19 protein-coding genes are annotated in these 20,661 nt (G+C 63.6%); 13 read left to right on the plus strand and 6 right to left on the minus strand.

Features of this window, described 5'->3' with window-relative positions; translation table 11 throughout:
* Together MAXJ12_RS07915 and MAXJ12_RS36585 are read left to right on the plus strand one after the other, a co-directional pair.
* Positions 1-169, plus strand: a 169-nt coding sequence (locus MAXJ12_RS07915) for a sarcosine oxidase subunit gamma family protein (RefSeq protein ID WP_008835281.1), incomplete at its 5' end; no start/stop codon positions are given.
* A 9-nt stretch (positions 170-178) separates the two neighbouring features.
* Entirely contained in the window at positions 179-430 is a 252-nt protein-coding gene (locus tag MAXJ12_RS36585) for a hypothetical protein (protein WP_008835282.1), read from the plus strand.
* A 21-nt stretch (positions 431-451) separates the two neighbouring features.
* Here MAXJ12_RS36585 and MAXJ12_RS07925 read toward each other — a convergent pair whose 3' ends face one another.
* The 3 genes from MAXJ12_RS07925 to MAXJ12_RS07935 are packed head-to-tail and all read right to left on the minus strand — an operon-like array spanning position 452 to position 2,793.
* Positions 452-1,483: a phosphotransferase family protein gene (locus MAXJ12_RS07925; protein WP_008835283.1), complete on the minus strand. Its 1,032-nt coding sequence runs from the start codon at positions 1,481-1,483 to the stop codon at positions 452-454.
* Entirely contained in the window at positions 1,480-1,956 is a 477-nt protein-coding gene (locus MAXJ12_RS07930; protein ID WP_008835284.1) for a MaoC family dehydratase, read from the minus strand. The genes MAXJ12_RS07925 and MAXJ12_RS07930 overlap by 4 nt, the downstream gene beginning before the upstream one ends.
* 21 nt (positions 1,957-1,977) lie before the next feature.
* Positions 1,978-2,793 (minus strand): SDR family oxidoreductase, encoded by an 816-nt coding sequence (locus MAXJ12_RS07935; protein WP_040585400.1) that lies wholly within the window; start codon positions 2,791-2,793, stop codon positions 1,978-1,980.
* 185 nt (positions 2,794-2,978) lie between these two features.
* Here MAXJ12_RS07935 and MAXJ12_RS07940 point away from each other — a divergent pair, with 185 nt between their 5' ends.
* Positions 2,979-4,220, plus strand: coding sequence for an acyl-CoA dehydrogenase family protein (locus tag MAXJ12_RS07940; protein ID WP_008835286.1), 1,242 nt, complete (start codon positions 2,979-2,981; stop codon positions 4,218-4,220).
* Between the two features lie 43 nt (positions 4,221-4,263).
* Here the strand turns inward: MAXJ12_RS07940 and MAXJ12_RS07945 are convergent, their stop codons facing one another.
* The 3 genes from MAXJ12_RS07945 to MAXJ12_RS07955 all read right to left on the minus strand — a co-directional run bounded on the left by MAXJ12_RS07945 (position 4,264) and on the right by MAXJ12_RS07955 (position 9,611).
* Positions 4,264-7,392: an efflux RND transporter permease subunit gene (locus MAXJ12_RS07945; RefSeq protein WP_008835287.1), complete on the minus strand. Its 3,129-nt coding sequence runs from the start codon at positions 7,390-7,392 to the stop codon at positions 4,264-4,266.
* 9 nt (positions 7,393-7,401) lie between these two features.
* A complete protein-coding gene (locus MAXJ12_RS07950; protein ID WP_008835288.1) occupies positions 7,402-8,586 on the minus strand; it encodes an efflux RND transporter periplasmic adaptor subunit in 1,185 nt (394 codons plus the stop codon).
* 197 nt (positions 8,587-8,783) lie between these two features.
* Entirely contained in the window at positions 8,784-9,611 is an 828-nt protein-coding gene (locus MAXJ12_RS07955) for a MurR/RpiR family transcriptional regulator (RefSeq protein WP_008835289.1), read from the minus strand.
* Between the two features lie 173 nt (positions 9,612-9,784).
* On the opposite strand from MAXJ12_RS07955, the gene MAXJ12_RS07960 reads away from it, so the two are divergent.
* The 10 genes from MAXJ12_RS07960 (at position 9,785) to MAXJ12_RS08005 (ending at position 20,655) form a co-directional block, all read left to right on the plus strand.
* Positions 9,785-10,573 (plus strand): N-formylglutamate amidohydrolase, encoded by a 789-nt coding sequence (locus MAXJ12_RS07960; protein WP_008835290.1) that lies wholly within the window; start codon positions 9,785-9,787, stop codon positions 10,571-10,573.
* Positions 10,566-11,075 (plus strand): TRAP transporter small permease subunit, encoded by a 510-nt coding sequence (locus MAXJ12_RS07965; protein WP_008835291.1) that lies wholly within the window; start codon positions 10,566-10,568, stop codon positions 11,073-11,075. The genes MAXJ12_RS07960 and MAXJ12_RS07965 overlap by 8 nt, the downstream gene beginning before the upstream one ends.
* A complete protein-coding gene (locus tag MAXJ12_RS07970; RefSeq protein ID WP_008835292.1) occupies positions 11,072-12,397 on the plus strand; it encodes a TRAP transporter large permease in 1,326 nt (441 codons plus the stop codon). The genes MAXJ12_RS07965 and MAXJ12_RS07970 overlap by 4 nt, the downstream gene beginning before the upstream one ends.
* A 31-nt stretch (positions 12,398-12,428) precedes the next feature.
* The gene (locus tag MAXJ12_RS07975; protein WP_008835293.1) at positions 12,429-13,490 is read left to right on the plus strand and encodes a TRAP transporter substrate-binding protein; all 1,062 of its coding nucleotides are present in this window, start codon (positions 12,429-12,431) and stop codon (positions 13,488-13,490) included.
* A 101-nt stretch (positions 13,491-13,591) separates the two neighbouring features.
* Positions 13,592-14,962 carry a glutamine synthetase family protein gene (locus MAXJ12_RS07980; RefSeq protein WP_008835294.1) on the plus strand — a complete coding sequence of 457 codons (1,371 nt, stop codon included), beginning with the start codon at positions 13,592-13,594 and terminating at the stop codon, positions 14,960-14,962.
* Positions 14,963-14,995: 33 nt separating this feature from the next.
* On the plus strand, positions 14,996-16,381 hold the full coding sequence (locus MAXJ12_RS07985) for an aldehyde dehydrogenase family protein (protein ID WP_008835295.1): 1,386 nt from the start codon (positions 14,996-14,998) through the stop codon (positions 16,379-16,381).
* A gap of 20 nt (positions 16,382-16,401) precedes the next feature.
* Positions 16,402-17,589, plus strand: coding sequence for an iron-containing alcohol dehydrogenase (locus MAXJ12_RS07990; protein WP_008835296.1), 1,188 nt, complete (start codon positions 16,402-16,404; stop codon positions 17,587-17,589).
* Between the two features lie 195 nt (positions 17,590-17,784).
* Positions 17,785-18,891 (plus strand): ABC transporter substrate-binding protein, encoded by a 1,107-nt coding sequence (locus tag MAXJ12_RS07995; RefSeq protein WP_008835297.1) that lies wholly within the window; start codon positions 17,785-17,787, stop codon positions 18,889-18,891.
* A gap of 64 nt (positions 18,892-18,955) precedes the next feature.
* Positions 18,956-19,864 (plus strand): ABC transporter permease, encoded by a 909-nt coding sequence (locus tag MAXJ12_RS08000; protein WP_008835298.1) that lies wholly within the window; start codon positions 18,956-18,958, stop codon positions 19,862-19,864.
* On the plus strand, positions 19,861-20,655 hold the full coding sequence (locus tag MAXJ12_RS08005; protein ID WP_008835299.1) for an ABC transporter permease: 795 nt from the start codon (positions 19,861-19,863) through the stop codon (positions 20,653-20,655). Before MAXJ12_RS08000 ends, MAXJ12_RS08005 begins: the two co-directional genes overlap by 4 nt.
* Positions 20,656-20,661: the final 6 nt, after the last annotated feature.

Consider the following 20,661-nt stretch of genomic DNA (forward strand, 5'->3'; position numbering starts at 1 on the left):
TTCGCTCGCAGCCTTTCCGGTTGGCGCCTGCTCGCGCACCATTCTCGGCAAGGTAGAAATCGTGCTTCTGCGGACCGCCGAGGACGCCTTCCGCGTGGAGTGCTGGCGTTCTTTTGCCGACTACGCTTTTGCCTTCCTCATCGAAGCCGCGCGCGACGCTGCGGCGTAGCAGCGGCTGATGACTATCGCGTTGCGTCGCGTCGTGGCAGGATGGTTCGACGACCGGCAATTGGGAGGCGATCCGATGCCTGATGCGAAGAAGCCCGGAAAACCCAGGAAGACAGCAGACGTCCCTGATCGCAGCGAAGATCAGCGTGAGTTAGAGCGCGAACTCGAGGAAGGCCTGGAAGACTCGTTTCCTGCCAGTGATCCGGTTTCGGTCACCTCCACCGCCATTCCGGGTGCACCGCCGGAGCGGAAGCCTGAGTAGGGTGCACCTGGCCACTGTGGCTCACTTTTTGTCTATGAGTTCTGCGGCCAACCCCGACAGCAGCCTAACCGCCTCGCCATACATCTTTGCCTTATCCGGGTTGGAGGCGTTGCCGTCCAGCGCGCGCTTGTAGACGCCCTGGCAGATCGCCGCGAGACGGAAGAAGGAGAAGGCGAGAAAGACGGTCCAGTTGGAGATGCCCTCGATGCCCCGCCGCCGACAATAGGCGGCGGCATACTCTTCTTCTGCGGGCAGGCCGATAGCCTCCCGGTCGATGCCGCCGAGGCCGCGAAAGCCGGATGCATGCGGCAATCGCCATTGCATGCACTGATAGGCGAGGTCGGCATAGGGATGGCCAAGCGTCGACAGTTCCCAGTCGAGCACGGCGAGCACCTGCGGCCGGTCCAGCGCAAAGATCATGTTGTCGAGCCGGTAGTCGCCATGCACCAGCGAGACGACGCCGTCATCCGGCGGAATATGCGCCTCCAGCCAGTGGATCAGCCGGTCCATGTCGGGGAGCGCGCCGGTTTCTGTCGCGCGGTACTGTCTTGTCCAGCGGCCGAGCTGGCGCGCGAAATAGCTGCCCGGTCGACCGAAATCGCCGAGACCGACAGCCGCCGGATCGACATCGTGCAGGGCGGCGAGCGTCGCGTTCATCGCATCATAAATCGCGCGGCGTTCGGCGTTGGACGCAATCTCGGGCAGCGCCGGATCCCAGAGGATGCGCCCTTCCACAAAGGCCATCACGTAGAACATGCGGCCGATTGGCGAATCCTCGGCCGAAAGGTGCAGCATTTCGGGAACCGGAACCGCCGTGCCGGCCAGCGCCTTCATGATGCGGAACTCGCGGTCGACCTGGTGCGCCGACTTCAGCAATTGGCCGGGCGGCTTGGCCCGCAACACATAGCGGCCGGATCGGGCGGTCAGCAGATAGGTTGGGTTGGATTGGCCGGACTTGAACTTCTCGATCGACAGGAGCCCGGAAAAGCCCGGGACTTCCGCCTCCAGGTAGGGCGCGAGCGCCGCCTGGTCGAGCGCGTTCGGGTCGCTCATCCCGTAGCTTTCTCCGGCTCGACCATGGTCAGCGTCAGCCACCGCGCCGTCAGCGCCGGCTTCTTCGATCCATCGATCTCGATGGTCACCTCATGCGCGACCTGGACCCAGCCGGACGGTCGCACCTTCACGTCGGCAAGCACGAATTTCGTCCGGATGCGCGCCCCCGTCTTCACCGGCGCAGCGAATTTCAGATTCTCGAATCCCTGGTTGATGCCCATGCCCGCGCCCTCGAGCGGCGGAATGGTCTCGTAAGCCATGGCCGACAGCAGCGACAGTGTCAGGAAGCCGTGCGCGATGGTGCCTCCGAAAGGCGTCTCCGCCGCCGCCCGTTCCGGGTCGCAATGGATGAACTGGTGGTCGTCGGTCGCGTCGGCGAACAGGTCGATCATCTGCTGCGTGACGGTGCGCCAGGGCGATATGATTTCGGACCCGACGCCGGCCACGAGTTGATCAACGGTTATGGGTTTCAAGCTTTAGGCTCCCGGTACAGGTCATTCCTTGAACAGCGTCATGCCGTGCTGCACCGACTGTCCGCCGTCGATAGGCAGTATGGCGCCGGTGACATAGCTGCCCGCACGGCTGCACAGATACAGGGTCGCGCCGGCAATGTCATCGGGCGCGCCGATCCGCCCGATCGGTACGTGGCTCGCCACGCGATCCGCGCCCTCGTCGGTGCCGGTGGCGAACGCCGTCATGCGGCTGCGGAATGGGCCGGGGGCGAAGGCATTTACCGTGATGCGACGGCCCGCCAGTTCGATCGCCAGCGTCCGGGTCAAATGATGCACCGCCGCCTTCGAGGCGGTGTAGGAATAGGCGTCATCGGCCAGCGGCTGGGTTCCCATCACCGAGCCGAGATTGATGATACGCGCTGGGTCGTCATCGCTCGCCGCCTTGGCCAGCAGCGGCAGCAGTTCGCGTGTCAGGTGGAAAAGCCCGGTGACATTGACGTCGAACACTTTCGCCCAGCCCTTGTAGGGGAACGTTTGCAGCGGCTCGCCCCACGACGTGCCGGCATTGTTGATCAGTATGTCCAGCCGGTCCGTCCGCTCCTTGACGGCAGCGGCGAGCGCCAGCACGCCGCTTTCCGTGCTGACATCGCCGCCGAATCCTTCAGCCTTGCCCGGCGCGCCGAGCGCGTTCAGTTCGCCCGCCACGCGAACGCAATCCTCGCCCTTGCGCGAGGCGATCATTACGCTCGCCCCGGCCTTCACCAGCGCGGTCGCGGCCATGCGGCCGATGCCGGTCGCCGCCCCTGTAACCAGGGCGGTCTTGCCCGTCACCGAGAAAAGTTCGTCGAGATAGGACATGGAAACCTCCCAGCCGCACGCAGCGGCGCTCTTCGCGATGGCGTTGCAATGGCAAGCCAGTATGTTGATGCTGCGCCCGCCGTAAAGGCCGAACGCGGCTTGTTCGGCCGAGTCTTTTCGGTTCATGTCTGAACCAGGTGGTGACCCCGCGTTGTGTGGGCTCGGCTTCACGGAGGAGAAATCGGATGTCTGAGATGGCCCTCGGCATGACGGAGCGGCTGAAGCCGATCCATGAACGCGTCGCCCGCATGGTGCGGGAAGAGATCATCCCGCTCGACGCGGAATTCCTCGCCGAAGTCGGCAAGGCCGGCGACCGCTGGGGCTATACCGATCGCCAGACCGAAATCCTCGGCGGGCTGAAGGCGAAGGCGCGCGAGCGCGGCCTGTGGAACTTCTGGCTGACCGGCTCGGAAAGCGGCTACGGCCTCTCGACCGTCGAGTATGCTTATCTCGCCGAGGAGATGGGCCGGGCACATCTCGGAGCCGAGACTTTCAACTGCTCTGCCCCCGACACCGGCAATATGGAGGTGCTGGAACGCTACGGCTCGGAGGACCACAAGGAAAAATGGCTGCGGCCTCTGCTGGACGGCAAGATCCGCTCCGCATACCTGATGACCGAGCCGGATGTCGCCTCCTCCGACGCCACCAACATCGCCATGCGCTGCGAGCCCGACGGCGACAATTACGTGCTGAACGGCGAAAAATGGTGGGCTACGGGCGCCGGCGACCCGCGCTGCAAGATTTACATCGTCATGGTCCGGACGGGCGATGACACCGCGCCGAAGCACAAGCGGCACTCGATGATCCTGGTGCCGGCCGATACGGGCGGCGTCAAAAAGTTGCGGCCGATGACCGTCTATGGCGACGACGATGCGCCGCACGGTCATTTCCATATCCGCTTCGAAAACGTGCGCGTACCGAAGGCGAACCTGATCCTGGGCGAGGGCAGGGGATTCGAAATCGCGCAGGGGCGGCTCGGCCCCGGCCGCATCCATCATTGCATGCGCGCCATCGGGCAGGCCGAGCGGGCGCTGGAGATGATGTGCCAGCGGTCGCTCCGCCGCGAGGCGTTCGGCAAGCAACTGGCTGAACTCGGGGCGAATTTCGACATCATCGCCGAATGCCGCATGGAGATCGAGATGGCGCGGCTGCTCTGCCTCAAGGCGGCGTGGATGATCGACCAGGGCGACGCGCGCGCCGCCGCCCCCTGGATCAGCCAGATCAAGGTTGTCGCGCCGCGTGTGGCGCTGAAGGTCGTCGACGAGGCGGTGCAGATGTTCGGCGGGGCGGGCGTCAGCCAGGACACGCCGCTGGCGCGCTCCTGGACGCATCTGAGGACGCTGCGCCTCGCCGACGGTCCCGACGCCGTGCACCGGCGGCAGGTCGCACGGGCGGAACTCAGGAAATATACGCAGGAAAAGATCTGAGGTCGGCCGAAGAGCGCGAGCGAAGTCGAGGGTATGTTCCGGGCTACTCGGCCGGCTCCATGCCGGTATAGGCGGCCTCGTCGAGTTCGCGCTTCAGTCGCGCCTCTTCCTCGATCTTTGGCGTGACGAAGCGCCCGAGCAGCAGATAGGCAACCGGCGTCAGGAACAGCGTCGAGACGGTCGCCAGGCCAAGCCCGCCGACGATGATCCAGCCGAGCGCGACGCGCGCCTCGGCGCCGGCGCCGGCGGCCAGAACCAGCGGCAGCCCACCCAGGATGGTGCAGATCATGGTCATCACCACGGGCCGCAGACGGATATTCGACGCCTCCTCGATCGCTTCGCGCACGCCCATGCCCCGGTCGCGGAGCTGGTTGGCGAATTCGACTATGAGAATGCCGTTCTTGGCCATGATGCCGACCAGCATGACCAGGCCGATCTGGCTGTAGACGTTGAAGCTGGTCCCCGTGAGCAGCATCGCGAAAACCGCGCAGGCGAGGCCGAGCGGCACCGTTGCCATGATGATGATGGCGCTGACGAAGCTTTCGAACTGGGCGGCGAGCACAAGCAGGATGATGACGATGGCGAAGCCGAACACCGCAAACATGCTGCTCGACTGTTCGCCGAGCGTCGCGGTTTCGGCTAGCGGGATGATACGGCTGCCCGCAGGGAGCAGCGGGGCGGCTATCTCCTGTGCGACCTCGTAGGCTTCGCCTAGGGCAAAGTCGTCGCGCAGCCCGGAGGTGACGGCAACGGCGCGCAATTGCTGCTCGCGCGCCAGGGACGGCGGCACCGCCTGCTCGGTCAGGCTGGCGATCGTCGACATCGGGACGAAACGGCCGTCGCCGGCGCGAAGGTAAACGTTCTCAAGGTCCGTCGGGTCGTTGATCGGGTTGGTGGTTGAAACGAATTTGACGTCATAGGCGCGGTCGTCGATGAAAACCGAGCCGACCTCGCGCCCGTCGAGCATGGACTGCATGGCTTCGGCCAGCCCGGCTATGTCGATGCCGACGTCGGATGCGCGTTCGCGGTCGATACGCACCGAAAGCTGCGGCTGCGTCGTGTCGGTGGAAAGCCTGGGCTGCTGGAAGCGGGGGTCCTTCTCCATCTCCGCGACGATTGCTGCCGCGGCCTTGCCGAGGTCGGCGTAGTTGTTACCTGCGACCGCGAATTGCAGGCCGCTGCCGGCGCCGCGAATGCCCAGGCTGTTCGGCTGGGCGGCGAAGGCCCTTACGCCCGGCACCTGCCGCATCAGACTTTCGACCTCGTCGACGATTTGCTGCTGGGTGCGCTCGCGCTCGTGCCATGGCGCGAGAGACAGCACCATAAAGCCGCTATTGGACGAGCTGTTCGATCCGGCGATGCCGAAAGTGTTGCGGATCTCGCCCGACTGGCGCATGGGCGCAATCAGCTGCTCAATCTCGCGCATCTTCTGCGACAGGTAGTCGAGGCTGACGCCTTGCGGCGCGGTGATGCGCAGGAAGGCCGACGAGCGGTCCTCGGGCGGAGTGAGTTCCTGCTGGATGGAGCCGGAGATGCCGAACGCCGCCGCGCCGAAAAGTACCGACGCCAGGACGACCAGGGCCGGAGCGTTCAGGCAGCCGCGAAGCATGCGGCGGTAGAGGTCGGCGAGACTTTGGCCGACGCGCGCGGCGATGCCGGTCCGCTCCTCGCCGGCATGGCCCCGGAGCATTCTCGAGGCGAGCATGGGACAAAGCGAAAGCGCGACGACAGCGGAGAGGCTGACCGAACACGCGAGCACGAAGCCGAATTCCCGGAACAGGCCGCCGGTCTGGCCGGGCAAGAAGGACAAGGGAACGAACACGGCGATCAGCGTCGCCGTGGTGGCGATCACCGCGAAGAACACTTCCTTCGCGCCCAGCACGGCGGCGGCGCGCGGTCCCATGCCCTGGTTGCGCCGGCGCACGATGTTTTCGAGCACGACGATGGCGTCGTCGACGACGAGGCCTGTCGCCAGAACGAGCGCCAGCAGGGTCAGGATGTTGATAGAGAAGCCGGCCAGGTAGATCGCCGCGACGGTCCCGATCAGCGCGACCGGCATGGAGAAGCCCGGGATGAGGGTCGCGCGCCAATCCCAGAGGAACAGGAAAATGACGAGCAGCACCAGCGACACCGAAATGCCAAGGGCGATCTCGACCTCATGGATAGCGCCCTCGATGAAGGTCGCGTCGTCGCTGGTGACGCGGATTTCCATTCCTTCGGGGAGCGTCTCGTTGAGCTTCGCCGCCGCCGCGCGCACACCCTCGGAAATGTCCAGCGTGTTGGACTGAGCCTGCCGCACGATGCCCAGGCCGATGCCGGTGGCGCCGTTGGCGCGTAGGCTGGACTCGCCGATATCGGGACCGAGCGTGACCGTCGCGACGTCGCCCAGACGGGTGCGGCCGCCACCGATGATGATGTTTTCGAAAGCCTCCGGTGTCGTCAGCGAGGCCGTCGCACGCACGACCAGATCCTGCGTGTTGCTGGTCAGCGACCCCGCAGGCGCATCGAAGGCCATAGAGGAGAGCGCGCTGCTGATGTCGGCGACAGTCATGCCATGACCGGCGAGGCGCGCCTGATTGATGTCCACACGGAAGATCTTGTCGCGGTCGCCGTAGACTTGCACATCGGCCACGCCGGGAACCGCGGCAAACGCGTCGACCACCTCCTCCTCGATCAGCACGGTCATGTCCTCGACAGACATGTCCTGCGACGTGACGGCCAGACGCAGCACCGCTTGCGCGTTGGCGTCGGCTTTGACGATGCGCGGTATGTCGGCGAGATCGGGAAGCTGGTTCTGGACCCTCGACACCGCGTCGCGCATATCCGAGGCTGCGGTGTCGAGATCGACATCATCGCCAAACTCGACCGTGACCCGGCTGCGGCCGAAGGAAGAGGATGACGATATCGCTTCCACACCGGCCACGCGCGAGACCGCACCCTCGACGATGGCCGTCAATTCGCGGTCGATGGTTTCCGCGGCGGCGCCGGTGAAGTCGGTGGAAATGGAGATGACGGGCCGGTCGACATCCGGCAATTCACGAATCTCGACGCCGGCTAGGGCCGCCAGACCCGCCACCACGATCAGCGTGTTCAAGACGAAGGCCAGCACCGGACGGCGCACGAAAAGCGCCGTCATGCCTTTTTCGCTGTTGGGATCCTGGTTTGCGGCCATAGCGGCGCCTCAGGAGCCGCTGCCGGAGGCGAGCGGCGTCGGCATGGCCGATGCCGCAGGTTCGCGGCCGGCAATCAGCAGCTCGGCGCCTTCGCGGACGACGTGAATGCCCTCCGTGACCACTTCGACGCCGGCACGTATGTCGGCGTCTATCAGGACGTTCTCCGTGTTGCGCTGGACGATGCGAACCGGCGTGCGTTTAGCCCTGCCGTCCTCGCCTATCGCCCAGACGAAGGCTCCGTCGGCGCCCCACTGGATGGCCAGCGGATCGACCGAAGGGTAGGTGTCGCCGGCAAAGCGCATCGAGACCTGAAAGGACATGCCCGCCCGGAGCGTATCGTCCGGATTGCCGATGCGCGCCCGCACATGCAGCGTGCGGCTGGCCTCGTCGAGACGGTTGTCGACCGCGCTGACAGCGCCTTCGAACACCTGGTTGGGACGCGCGATGGAGGTGGCGCTCATCGGCATGCCGACGGTGATAGCGCTGGCGTAGCGCTCCGGCACCCAGAAATCGACGATGATGCTTGAGCGGTCGTCGAGCGTGGCGATGGCCGTCTCGGTGGTGACGTAGTTGCCGGCCTCGACCGGCAATATGCCGACGATGCCGGAGATCGGCGCGACGATGGAACGGCGCTGGAGTGCAAGCTCCGCGTCGCGCACAGCCAGGCGCGCATTTTCGAGCGCCAGTTCGGCTTCCGTCATCTGGACGGCGGTGGCGGTGTTGGATGAACGCAGCGCCTTGATGCGCTCGACGCGCGCCTCGGCGTCGGCCATGGCGATGCGCGCCCGGTCGACCGCGATCTCCTCCGTATCGGCGTCGAGCCGGGCGATGACGTCGCCCGCGCGGATGCGGCTGCCCGAGGCGACGGCCAGTTCGGTCAGCCGGCCGGCCGAATAGGGTTTTACGACAACGGACTTGTCGGCGCGGCCGGTGCCGATCGCGGACAATTTATCGTTGATGGTGGCGGGAACGACCGGTTGCGTCACGACTGCCGTCTGTGCGCCGGGACCCCGCCCGCCGCCCCGACGACGCTCGCCGGCTGCTGTGTCGTCGGATTTGGACGTGGCGGCCACCGCCCATTCCATTCCCCAGCCCGCAAGCATTTCAGGCGCGCCGGGGAAGAACCTCACCCAGGCCACGGCTGCCGCCACCAGGATGACGGCGGCGATAAGAAATTGTTTCCAGGCGGCCATCGGCACTCCGGTCGGCAGTCGGTTTCGCGTCCACCCGGCTTCTGCCGTACCGAAAAGCGAGCCGGGGAACTTTCGGGCGCAAAAGCACCCGGAAATCAGTACGCGGCCTTTATGACAATTCGCAGGCCGGTGCGCACCTTAAATATCTGTAATATCACACCGCACCCCGCCTTGGCCAAAATCACGAAAGTCTGATTTCAGCGCAGATTTTCCATCTCGCGGATGCGTCTGGCGCTGTCGGCCTCCAGTTCGCGCGTGATCTCGCCGATCAGCGCTTCAGCGACCACGAAGAGGGCGGAGGACGAATCCCATGGAGAGGGGACCGCCGTGCGCCCGGCTATGACATGGCGGGCGAAGCGGGCTATGGGCGACAGCCACTGGTCGGTGAAGAGCACGATCTGCACGCCGCGCTGATGCGCCTTCTCCGCAAAGCGGATCAGGCTGTCCTGATAGCGGCGGATGTCGAAGATCAGGAGCACGTCACGCTTGCCCATGTCGATCAACTGGTCGCGCCAATTGCTTTCCTGGCCGGTCAGATGGAAGACGTTGGGCCGGATGATCGTCAGGTGCGCGGCCATGTAACTCGCGACCGGGTCGGTGAAACGGCCGCCGATCAGGAAGGTCTTGGCGCGCGGATTGGAAAGCAGCATCACGATTTCGCGCATCTGCTTTTCCGAGACATGCCGGAAAGTCTCGCGGATATTCTCGAGCGTCGCCTCCAGCATAGGCGAAGCTTCGCCGCGACCCGGCAGCGAGGGCGACACGGCGCGCGACAGCGGCGACTGGAACTGCGCGGCAAGCTCATCCTGCAGCGCCGACTGGAATTCCGGATAATTCTGAAAGCCGAGGCGGGCAACGAAGCGCAGGATCGTCGGCGAGCTGACGCCTGCCTGCAGGGAGAAATCGGCGACGGTCTTCAGCCCGATCAGCGGATAGCTGGCGATCAGCGTCTGCGCGGCGCGACGTTCGCCGGCCGGCATCGCGTCGATGCGATCGGCGATCAGTTCCGCAACGCTTGACGCCAAAGAATCCTCCCACACCGCGCGGCCGACCCCGGCCTACGCATCTCCCACCTTTGCGCCATCAACAGCGCGAACGCGTTTGACAAAGCTTCTGAATGTGTATGAAATCATTCATCGAGGCGCAATGATAGAAGATACGTAACATACGATACGGCGCTTCAGGGGACGACGACACTATGGAACCCGCGCTGCAAGCCGAGCACGCAACGTCCAATGCCGTCCGGATCACGAACCGCAACGGTCGTAGTCCGATCGTCCTCATTTGCGATCACGCATCGAACTTCATTCCCAAGCGCTTCAGCGATCTCGGCCTCGGAAAGCGCGAGCTCGAAAGCCATATCGCCTGGGATCCGGGCGCGTTGCCGGTCGCCCGCAGACTTGCCAAGGCGCTCGATGCGACGCTGGTCGAATCCCGGCTCTCACGCCTGCTCATTGACTGCAACCGGCCCCTCGATGCGCCCGATTTGATCTGTCCGCTCAGCGAAACGACGACCGTCCCAGGCAATGCGAACCTTTCGCTCGAGGACCGCCAGGCTCGCATCGCCCTGTCATGGCAACCCTTTCACGAAGCGGTCGAACAGCTGATCAGGGATCGGCTGTTGCAGGATCGGAAAACCACGCTGGTTTCAATCCATTCCTTCACCCCTGTCTACAAGGGGGTGAAGCGACCCTGGCATATCGGCATATTGCATGACGAGGGCCGGAGCATTGCGGATCCCTTGATCGCTGCATTGAAATCGTCGGGTAGCATCGTCGTCGGCGACAACGAGCCGTATTCGCCGGCTGATCGGGTCTATTTCACGCTGGAGCGTCACGGGCGCTCGCGCGGGCTCCCTTGCGCGATGATCGAAATCCGCAATGATGAGATTGGCGATGAAGCCGGCCAGCGCCGCTGGAGTGAGACGCTTGCCCGGATCCTCGCGGAAATAACCGTGGCCTCCGAACGGGAACAAACCATTGCCTGAACTTGTGAGAGCCTACGTCCGGATCGTGGATTCGTGGAGCCGATACCTCGGTCTCTTCACCATGTATCTCGTATTCCTCATGATCGGCATCTTGTTCTATGCCTCGGTCATGAAGGTGTTCTTCCTGCCGTCGAACTGGACCGTCGAATTGGCCCAGTTCGTCATGGTCGCATATTTCGCGCTGGGCGGAGCCTACAGCCTTCGCGAAGGCGACCATGTACGCATGGACCTGCTCTATAGCGGCTTCACGATCCGCGGCAGGGCGCGGACGGACCTGTTCACCTCGATCGTGCTGATCGGCTTCCTGGTCATGCTCCAGATCGGCGGAATAGCCTCGCTGATCTACGCGTTTCAGTATGGTGAGAAGAGCTTCTCGGCTTGGGCGCCGGTGATGTGGCCGATCAAGGTCGTGCTCAACATAGGCATCTTCTGCACGTTGCTGCAGGCAGTCGCGATCTTTTTCAAGGACTGGGCGACGCTCCGGGGGGAACCTCTCTCGTGAGTTACAGCCTCATTGCAACCTTGATGTTTTCATCGATGATGCTGCTGCTCCTGACGGGGCAGCGGGTGTTCGCCGTGATCGGCTTCGTCGGCGCGACCGCGGCGGTCTTGCTGTGGGGCACCGGAGGCATAGAGATCCCCTTCACCGCCATCATCAAGGTGATGAAGTGGTATCCGCTGCTGACGCTGCCGCTCTTCGTCTTCATGGGCTACATGCTCGCAGAATCGCGCATCGCCGACGATCTCTACAAGATGTTCCACGTCTGGTTCGGGCCGGTTCGGGGCGGGCTGGCGATAGGAACCATCCTGATGATGGTGATCATCTCAGCCATTAACGGGCTCAGTGTCGCTGGCATGGCTGTGGGCGCAACCATCGCGCTCCCGGAACTTTTGAGGCGCGGCTACGACAAGATCATGGTGACCGGCGTGATCCAGGCTGGTTCCACGCTCGGCATTCTCGTGCCGCCGAGCGTGGTGCTGGTTCTTTACGGAATGATCGCGCGCCAGCCCATCGGCAATCTCTGGATGGCTGGCGTGTTCCCCGGCCTGATCATGGCCGCGCTCTTCATCGCCTACATCGCGGCCCGATGCTGGCTTCAGCCGACGCTCGGCCCGCCGCTGGTGAAGGAAGAACGTGACCAGTACACGTTCGGGGAGAAGGTGGCGCTCGCGCGGGCCGGTCTGATCCCGCTCGCCATTTTCCTCTCCATGACCGGGCTGTTCCTGACCGGCGTGACCAGCCTCGTCGAAAGCTCGGCGGTGGGCGCCGTCGCCTCCATCATCGCCGCTTGGCTGCGGGGCGGGCTCAACTGGACGGTGCTCCACGACACGACGCGCAAGACGCTCGGCATTTCCTGCATGTTCTTCTGGATCATCACCGCCGCGCTCTGTTTCGGCGCCGTGTTCGACGGGCTTGGGGCGGTGCGCTCGATCGAAAATCTGTTCCTCGGCGAGCTTGGACTCGAGCCCTGGCAGGTGCTGGTCTTGATGCAATTCACCTTCCTTGGTCTCGGCATCTTCCTCGACGACACGGCCATGCTGGTTATCGTCGCGCCGCTCTTCATCCCGCTTGCCGGAGCGCTGGGCTTCGATCTGGTCTGGTATGGGGTCCTCTACACGATCACCTGCCAGATTGCGTATCTGACGCCGCCCTTCGGCTACAATCTCTTCCTGATGCGCGCCATGGCGCCTCCGGAAGTGACGCTGCCGGACATCTACCGGTCGGTCTTCCCGTTTGTCGGGATCATGCTGCTCACGCTGCTGATCATCGGGGTCTTCCCGGAGACTGCGACGTGGCTGCCGAACTACTACTATTCCAAGTAGGCCAAAGGCTGTTCAACCAGAGGGAAAGACAATGGAAAAAATCCAGAATAGACGCAGCTTCCTGAAGAAGGCAGGGCTCGTGACGGCAGGCGCCGCCGGCGCCTCGACCCTGGCGACTCCTTACGTGATGGCGCAGACGCCGATCAAATGGCGCCTCCAGACCTATGCCGGGGCGGCGCTCGGACCGCACGTTACCAAGCCGGCGGTCGATATGTTCAACGCGGCCGCCAAGGGCGAGATGGAGATCGAACTCTACTTCGCCGATCAACTCGTGCCGACCGGCGAACTGTTCCGCGCGATGCAGGCAGGCACGATCGACGCGGTCCATTCTGACGACGACTCCATGGCGGCGCCGGTCGACATCTCGGTGTTCGGCGGCTACTTCCCGTTCGCCACCAAGCACATCCTCGACGTGCCGGTGCTGTTTAGCCAATACGGGCTTGCCGACATCTGGCGCGAAGAATACGCCAAGGCAGGCGGCGTCGTCTGGCTCTCCGCGGCAGGTCAGGATCCCTGCCATTTCAACACCAAGAAGGCGCTCAACAGCCTGTCCGACCTGGAGGGTCTGCGCCTCTACACCTTCCCGACCGCCGGCCGCTTCCTGGCGCAGTTCGGCGTGGTGCCGGTATCCATACCTTATGAGGACGTGCAGGTCGCCGTGCAGACCGGCGAGCTCGACGGCATGTCCTGGTCGGGCATCACCGAAGACTACACGGTGGGATGGGCCGACGTGACCGACCACTTCACGACCAACAACATCTCGGGCGCCTGGATCGGATCGTGGTTCGTCAACGAAAAGAAGTGGGCGGACACGCCGGAGCACCTGAAGCAGCTCTGGCTCGCCTGCGTCGACGCCAGCCACACCTACCGCAACCAGTGGTACTGGGGCGGCGAGGCGAAGCTGCGCGCCACCGGTGACAAGCTCAAGCTCACGACGATCCCGGCCGCCGAATGGGCGGAGGTAGAGAATGCTGCGCTGAAATTCTGGGACGAGATCGCGGCCGAGAGCGAGACCCGGGCCAAGGTGGTCGGTATCTTCAAGCAGTACAACGAGATCCTGAAGAAGGCCGGCGGCGTCTATACGCAGGGATAACGCCGACAGATTATGGGTCAAGCCCGGCTGCTAGCAGCCGGGCTTGATCGTGCGAACAAGACGATGCCGATCAACCGGCGTTCATGCGATGAGGGAAGAGAATGGCCGGAAATTTGACGTTCGATCAGCTGACGAAGGACGTGATGGCGGGAGACATCGATACCGTGCTCGCCTGCGCCGTCGATATGCAGGGGCGGCTCGTCGGCAAGCGCTTCCTGGCGAAGTATTTCGTCGAGTCGGCCTATGACGAGACGCATGGCTGCAACTATCTGCTGGCCAACGACATCGATATGGAGCCCGTCCCCGGCTACAAGGCGGCGAGTTGGTCGAAGGGCTATGGCGACTTCGTCATGAAGCCTGACCTGTCGACGATCCGCCGCGTTCCGTGGCTGGAGAAGACCGCGCTGGTCCTCTGCGACGTGCTCGACCACCACACTCATGACGATCTGCCGCATTCGCCGCGGGCGATCCTGCGCAGGCAGGTCAAGCGCCTCCAGGAGCGCGGCTACCTCGCCTTTTTTGCGTCCGAACTCGAATTCTACCTGTTCAGCGAGACCTATGAATCCGCCCGCTCCAAGCACTGGCAAAACCTCGAGACGGCCTCGCCCTACATCGGCGACTACCTGATCGGCATCACGACCAAGGAAGAGGGCGTGATGCGCCGGCTGCGCAACGAGATGGAGGCGGCCGGCATCCCGATCGAAAACTCCAAGGGCGAATGGGGCCCTGGCCAGGAGGAGATCAACGTCCGCTACGCCGAAGTGCTCGAAATGGCGGATCGCCACGTCATCCTGAAAAACGGCGCCAAGGAAATCGCCGACAGCATGGGCAAGGCGATCAGCTTCATGGCCAAGTACAACTATGGCCTGGCCGGCAATTCGAGCCATATCCACAATTCTCTGTGGAGCGCCGACGGCAAGACACCGCTTTTCTACGACAAGAACAGCGAATGGACGCTGAGCCAGCTCGGCCAGCAATGGGCCGCGGGCCAGCTCAAATACGCCAAGGAATTCACCTGGTTCCTGGCTCCCTACATCAATTCCTACAAGCGTTTTCAGTCCGGCACCTTCGCGCCGACCAAGATCATGTGGAGCGAGGACAACCGGACTGCAGGCTTCCGCCTTTGTGGCGAGGGCACCAAGGGCATTCGCATGGAGTGTCGCATCGGCGGCGCGGACCTCAACCCCTATCTGGCGTTCGCGGCGCTGATTGCGGCCGGGCTCGCCGGCATCGACGAGAAGCTGGAGTTGCAGAAGCCTTTCGTCGGCGACGCCTATCAGGCCTCCCAACTACCGGAAATTCCCAAGACCCTGCGCGAGGCGACCGAGACGTTGGCAACGTCGCAGATGCTGAAGGAAGCATTCGGCGAAGACGTGATCGAGCATTACCTCCACACGGCCCGCTGGGAGCAGCTCGAATACGACCGCCGCATCACAGACTGGGAGCTGCACCGCGGGTTCGAGCGGTACTGATCGGCTCAAGAACAAGAAGAATACGAGGACGACATGACGGAAACCATCAAGCTCAAATCACCCATCGACGGCTCGATCTATGCCGAGCGGCCGGTCGCCACCGATCAGGCGGTCAATGCCGCAGTCGAGCGCGCCAAGGCGGCGCAGGCCGCGTGGGCGCAGACGTCCATCGCCGAGCGCGGAAAATACCTGCTCGCCTTCCTAGAGGCGCTGCTGGCCATGAATGACGAGATCGTGCCCGAACTTGCCTGGCAGATGGGCCGGCCGACGCGCTATGGCGGGGAGAAGGGTGGCGTCGAGGAGCGTACCCGCTACATGGTGGCGCTAGCCGAGAAGGCGCTGGCGCCCTACGTCCCGGAGGACCGGCCGGGCTTCCGCCGTTACCTCAAGAAGGAGCCGCTCGGCGTCGTCTTCGTCATCGCGCCGTGGAATTATCCGTATCTCACCGCCGTCAATTCGATCGTGCCCGCTTTGATGGCCGGCAACGCCGTGATCCTCAAGCATGCGGCGCAGACGCTGCTGGTCGGCGAGCGTTTCGCCAAGGCCTTCGAACGGGCCGGCCTGCCGAAAGGCGTCTTCCAGAACATCGTGCTCAATCATGCGCAGACCGAGAAATTGCTCGGCTCCGGCAAGATCGACCACGTCAATTTCACCGGTTCGGTCGCAGGCGGACGCGCCATCGAGAAGGCTGCGGCCGGAACCTTCATGACGCTCGGCCTCGAACTCGGCGGCAAGGACCCGGCCTATGTGCTGCCCGACGTGAAGCTCGACCATGCCGTCGCCAACCTCGTCGACGGCGCCTTCTACAATTCCGGCCAGTGCTGCTGCGGCATCGAACGCGTCTACGTCCACGAGAAAGTCTACGACGAATTCGTCGAAGGCTTCATCGCCGAAACGAAGAACTATCGTGTCGGCAATCCGCTCGACCAGGCAACCACGATGGGGCCGATGGCGCAGGCCCGTTTCGCGGATTTCATCCGCGAGCAGAAGGCCGAGGCGCTGCGCAAGGGCGCGACCGCGCATATCGGCATGAAAGTCGAAAACGACAGGGAAGGCTCGCCCTATCTGGCGCCGGAAGTGCTGACCAATGTCGACCACCAGATGAGCGTCATGCGCGAGGAGAGTTTTGGCCCGATCGTCGGCATCATGAAGGTGCGCAACGACGAGGAGGCCATCGCGCTGATGAACGACAGTCCCTACGGCCTGACCGCGTCGATCTGGACCACCGACACCGACCGCGCAGCGGCGATCGGCGACCGCATCGAGACTGGCACGGTATTCATGAACCGCTGCGACTATGTCGATCCCGGCCTGGTCTGGACAGGGGTCAAGGAGACCGGGAAGGGCGGCGCGATGTCGGTCGTCGGCTACGAGAACCTGACCCGGCCGAAATCGTATCACCTGCGCGAAACAATCTGATTTCTTCGAAAGCACATTTGATGACCGAACTCGTTTCCAAATGGAACTACCCCACCACCGTTCGTTTCGGCGCGGGGCGCATTTCCGAACTGCCTGACGCGCTTGCCGCAGCGAACATCAAGCGGCCGCTTTTCGTCACCGATCCCGGCTTGGCGAAGCTGCCGGTCGTGGCCAGCACGCTCAAACTGCTGGACGACGCCAAAATCCAGTATGGCGTGTTTTCCGACGTGAAGCCCAATCCGGTCGGATCAAACCTGACCGCCGGCATCGAGGCCTTCAAAAGAGGCCAGCATGACGGCGTCATAGCCTTCGGCGGCGGATCGGGACTCGATCTCGGCAAGCTGATCGCCTTCCAGGCCGGCCAGACGCGGCCGGTCTGGGATTTCGAGGACATTGGCGATTGGTGGACGCGCGCCGATTCCGACGCCATCGCGCCGATCGTCGCCGTGCCGACGACGGCAGGAACCGGCTCCGAGGTCGGCCGTGCAGGCGTTATCACCCACGAGGAAACGCACACCAAGAAAGTCATCTTCCATCCGAAGCTGCTGCCGGCGATCGTCATCGCCGATCCCGAACTGACGGTCGGCATGCCGCCCTTCATCACGGCCGGGACCGGCATGGACGCCTTCGCCCACTGCATCGAAGCCTATTGCGCGCCGGGCTATCATCCGATGGCCGACGGCATCGCGGTCGAGGGTATAAGGCTGGTGTTCGAGAACCTGCCCAAGGCATACGCCAACGGCAAGGATCTGACCGCCCGCGCCCATATGATGAGCGCAGCCGCCATGGGGGCGGCCGCCTTCCAGAAGGGCCTCGGCGCCATCCACTCGCTGTCGCATCCGGTCGGTGCGCTTTACGACACGCATCACGGCATGACCAACGCCGTGTTCATGCCCTACGTGCTCGCCTTCAACCGCGACGCGATCGAAGAGCGCATCGCCAGGCTCGCCGCCTATATCGGCATCGAGGGTGGTTTCGACGGCTTCGCCAAGGCTGTGCTCAAGCTGCGCAAGGAACTGGGCGTGCCGCATGCGCTGCCGGACCTGATCAAGGGGCTCGACATGGACGAGAAGCGCAAAGAGCTGATCGCCGACATGGCGATCGTCGACCCGACGGCGGGCGGGAACCCCGTGAAGCTGACGCAGAAGGCGGCGCTGACGCTGCTCGACAATTCGATCGCCGGCACGGTGCCAGGCGCTGCCGGTTAGAGCTCAAACATGAAGGAGGGGGGACAAATCGAACAGGCAAGCCGGAAAATAATGGCGCGATTGCCACAAACACCGAAAAGTAGTTAACTTTTTCCTGCCTGGGGGGTCCGGGCGGCCGCATTTTCATCTGTCTGTCATCGAATGCCGATAACCGCATCGCAGGCGTCCAATGGCGCCAGTTCAACGGAGAGAAACATGTTCAAGTTTACGGGAAAGGTCCTTTCCCTTACCGCCGCATCGCTTATGGCAGCGACGGCAATTACCTCTGCGCAGTCCATGGACGAACTGGTCGCCGCCGCCAAGGCCGAGGGCCAGCTGACCACGATCGCGCTGCCGCATGACTGGTGCGGCTATGGCGAGGTCATCGCCGGCTTCAAGGCCAAATACCCGGAAATCACCATCAACGAACTCAACCCGGATGCCGGTTCCAGCGACGAGATCGAGGCGATCAAGGCCAACAAGGACAATAAGGGTCCGCAGGCGCCGGACGTGATCGACGTCGGTCTTTCCTATGGACCATCGGCCAAGCAGGAGGGCCTGGTTCAGCCTTACAAGGTGGCTACCTGGGATACGATTCCTGACGATGCCAAGGATGCCGAAGGCTACTGGTATGGCGACTACTATGGCGTGCTGTCGTTCGAGGTGAACAAGGATCTGGTGCCGAACCCGCCGGTCGACTGGGCCGATCTCCTTAAGCCCGAATACGCCAATTCCGTCGCGCTTGCCGGCGACCCGCGCGCCTCCAACCAGGCGATCCAGGGCGTCTATGCAGCCGGCCTCGGCTCCGGCGCCACGGACGCGAAGTCGGCTGCCGAGAAGGGACTCGCCTTCTTCAAGGAGCTGAACGCCAAGGGCAATTTCGTTCCGGTCATCGGCAAGGCGGCGACGCTGGCGCAGGGCCAGACCCCGATCCTTATCACCTGGGACTATAATGCGCTCTCGGGCCGCGACACCCTGAACGGCAACCCGCCGGTCGACGTGGTCGTGCCGAAGACTGGCGTCGTCGCTGGCGTCTACGTTCAGGCAATCAGCGCATTCGCGCCGCATCCGAACGCGGCCAAGCTCTGGATGGAGTACCTCTATTCGGATGAGGGTCAGCTAGGCTGGCTGAAGGGCTACTGCCACCCGATCCGCTTCAACGATCTCGCCAAGAACGGCAAGATCCCGCAGGAGATGCTCGACAAGCTGCCGCCGGCCGCCTCCTATGAAGCCGCCGTGTTCCCGACGCTCGAGGACCAGGCGGCCGCCAAGGAGATCATCACCAAGCAGTGGGACGCCGTGGTCGGCGCGAACGTGCAGTAAGCATCCGAAACGCGGCGGGCAGCCGGAAAGCAGCCCGCCGCGTCTCATCTGCTGCCCCGCCCCCATGGCACATTTAAGCGACACCGAAACGGCGATCGAGCCGGCCGTGGCAAAGGCTGCGGACGGCAACTTCCGCTTGCCGACGCATTGGCTCGGTGTCGCGCCGTTCTTCATCTTCGCGCTGATGTTCCTGATCTTCCCGACGATCTATCTGGTCGTCGGCGCGTTCCAGAACAATCAGGGCGAATGGACGCTGGAAAACATCGCCAATCTCTTCCAGCCCAACATCCTTGCCGCCTACTGGATTTCGATCCGGATCAGCCTCGCCTCCGCGTTGCTCGGGGCGCTTGTCGGGTTTGCCATCGCTCTCGCCATTGTGCGCGGCGGACTGCCCGCTTGGGTGCGTTCGGCGACGATGACGTTTTCCGGCGTCGCCTCCAACTTCGCCGGCGTTCCGCTGGCCTTCGCCTTTCTCGCCACGCTCGGCCGCCTTGGCCTCGTCACGATCCTGCTGCGCGAGATCGGCGTGAATATCTACGCCCTCGGCTTCAACATCCTGTCATTCTGGGGCCTGACGCTCACCTACCTGTTCTTCCAGATCCCGCTGATGGTGGTCATCATCACGCCGGCTATCGACGGGCTGAAGAAAGAGTGGGGCGAGGCGGCGGCGACACTCGGCGCGACCCAATTCCAGTACTGGCGCATGGTCGCGATACCCGTCCTGTGGCCGAGCTTCCTCGGCACGGTGATCCTGCTTTTCGCCAATGCCTTTGGGGCCATCGCCACTGCCTATGCGCTCACCGGCTCGTCGCTCAACATCGTGCCGATCCTGCTCTATGCGCAGATACGTGGCGACGTGCTGCACAATCCGCATCTCGGCTACGCGCTCGCTTTCGGCATGATCTTCGTCACCGGCTTGGCCAACGTATTCTACATTTGGTTCCGGACGCGCAGCGAAAGGTGGCTGAAATGAAGACCGGGCGCTTCTGGGCCTGGCTCACCTTTGCGGTCGGCGCGGCCTATTTCTTCATCCCGCTGATCGCGACATTCGAGTTCTCGCTGCGCATGCGGCGCGGCGAATATTCCTTCGACGCCTACCGCGTAGTGTTCGGCGATATCCGCTTCCAGGAGACCTTCGGCTATTCGGTCGTGGTCGCCTGTTTTACCATCCTGCTCGGGGTGCTGCTGGTGGTGCCGACGGCCTACTGGATCAGGCTGCGCATGCCGCATATCCGGCCTGTCGTAGAGTTCATCACGCTGTTACCGCTCATCATCCCGGCCATCGTCATCGTGTTCGGCTATATCCGTATGTACGGCTCGTCGTCGCCGCTGCCGTTCCTGGCGACGCGGCGCGGCACCGACCTCTTGCTGATAATCGGCTATGCGACGCTGGCGCTCCCTTATATGTACCGCGCCGTCGACACGGGCTTGAGAACCATCGATGTGCGTACGCTCACCGAGGCGGCCCAGATACTCGGCGCCGGCTGGACGACCATCATTGCACGCATCATTCTGCCCAATGTGCTGATTGCCGTCCTGTCGGGCGCGTTCCTCACCTTCGCCATCGTCATCGGCGAGTTCACCATGGCGAGCCTGCTCAACCGACCTGCCTTCGGTCCGTACCTGCAGAACATCGGCGCCAACCGCGCCTACGAGCCGGCGGCGCTCGCGGTCATCGCCTTCGCCATCACCTGGGGCTGCATGGCGGTCATCCAGCTTCTCTCAAGGTTCGCGCCGAAATCGGCCAACAATCCATCGCACTGAAAGCCC

Source organism: Mesorhizobium alhagi CCNWXJ12-2 (assembly GCF_000236565.1).
GTDB lineage: Bacteria > Pseudomonadota > Alphaproteobacteria > Rhizobiales > Rhizobiaceae > Allomesorhizobium > Allomesorhizobium alhagi.

What these genes read in the sequence shown, in the direction of transcription:
- MAXJ12_RS36585 (WP_008835282.1), top strand. Translation starts at nt 179, where the DNA reads ATGACTATCGCGTTGCGTCGCGTCGTGGCAGGATGGTTCGACGACCGG.
- MAXJ12_RS07925 (WP_008835283.1), bottom strand. Translation starts at nt 1,483, where the DNA reads ATGAGCGACCCGAACGCGCTCGACCAGGCGGCGCTCGCGCCCTACCTG.
- MAXJ12_RS07935 (WP_040585400.1), bottom strand. Translation starts at nt 2,793, where the DNA reads ATGTCCTATCTCGACGAACTTTTCTCGGTGACGGGCAAGACCGCCCTG.
- MAXJ12_RS07940 (WP_008835286.1), top strand. Translation starts at nt 2,979, where the DNA reads ATGTCTGAGATGGCCCTCGGCATGACGGAGCGGCTGAAGCCGATCCAT.
- MAXJ12_RS07945 (WP_008835287.1), bottom strand. Translation starts at nt 7,392, where the DNA reads ATGGCCGCAAACCAGGATCCCAACAGCGAAAAAGGCATGACGGCGCTT.
- MAXJ12_RS07950 (WP_008835288.1), bottom strand. Translation starts at nt 8,586, where the DNA reads ATGGCCGCCTGGAAACAATTTCTTATCGCCGCCGTCATCCTGGTGGCG.
- MAXJ12_RS07960 (WP_008835290.1), top strand. Translation starts at nt 9,785, where the DNA reads ATGGAACCCGCGCTGCAAGCCGAGCACGCAACGTCCAATGCCGTCCGG.
- MAXJ12_RS07975 (WP_008835293.1), top strand. Translation starts at nt 12,429, where the DNA reads ATGGAAAAAATCCAGAATAGACGCAGCTTCCTGAAGAAGGCAGGGCTC.
- MAXJ12_RS07980 (WP_008835294.1), top strand. Translation starts at nt 13,592, where the DNA reads ATGGCCGGAAATTTGACGTTCGATCAGCTGACGAAGGACGTGATGGCG.
- MAXJ12_RS07985 (WP_008835295.1), top strand. Translation starts at nt 14,996, where the DNA reads ATGACGGAAACCATCAAGCTCAAATCACCCATCGACGGCTCGATCTAT.
- MAXJ12_RS07990 (WP_008835296.1), top strand. Translation starts at nt 16,402, where the DNA reads ATGACCGAACTCGTTTCCAAATGGAACTACCCCACCACCGTTCGTTTC.
- MAXJ12_RS07995 (WP_008835297.1), top strand. Translation starts at nt 17,785, where the DNA reads ATGTTCAAGTTTACGGGAAAGGTCCTTTCCCTTACCGCCGCATCGCTT.
- MAXJ12_RS08000 (WP_008835298.1), top strand. Translation starts at nt 18,956, where the DNA reads ATGGCACATTTAAGCGACACCGAAACGGCGATCGAGCCGGCCGTGGCA.
- MAXJ12_RS08005 (WP_008835299.1), top strand. Translation starts at nt 19,861, where the DNA reads ATGAAGACCGGGCGCTTCTGGGCCTGGCTCACCTTTGCGGTCGGCGCG.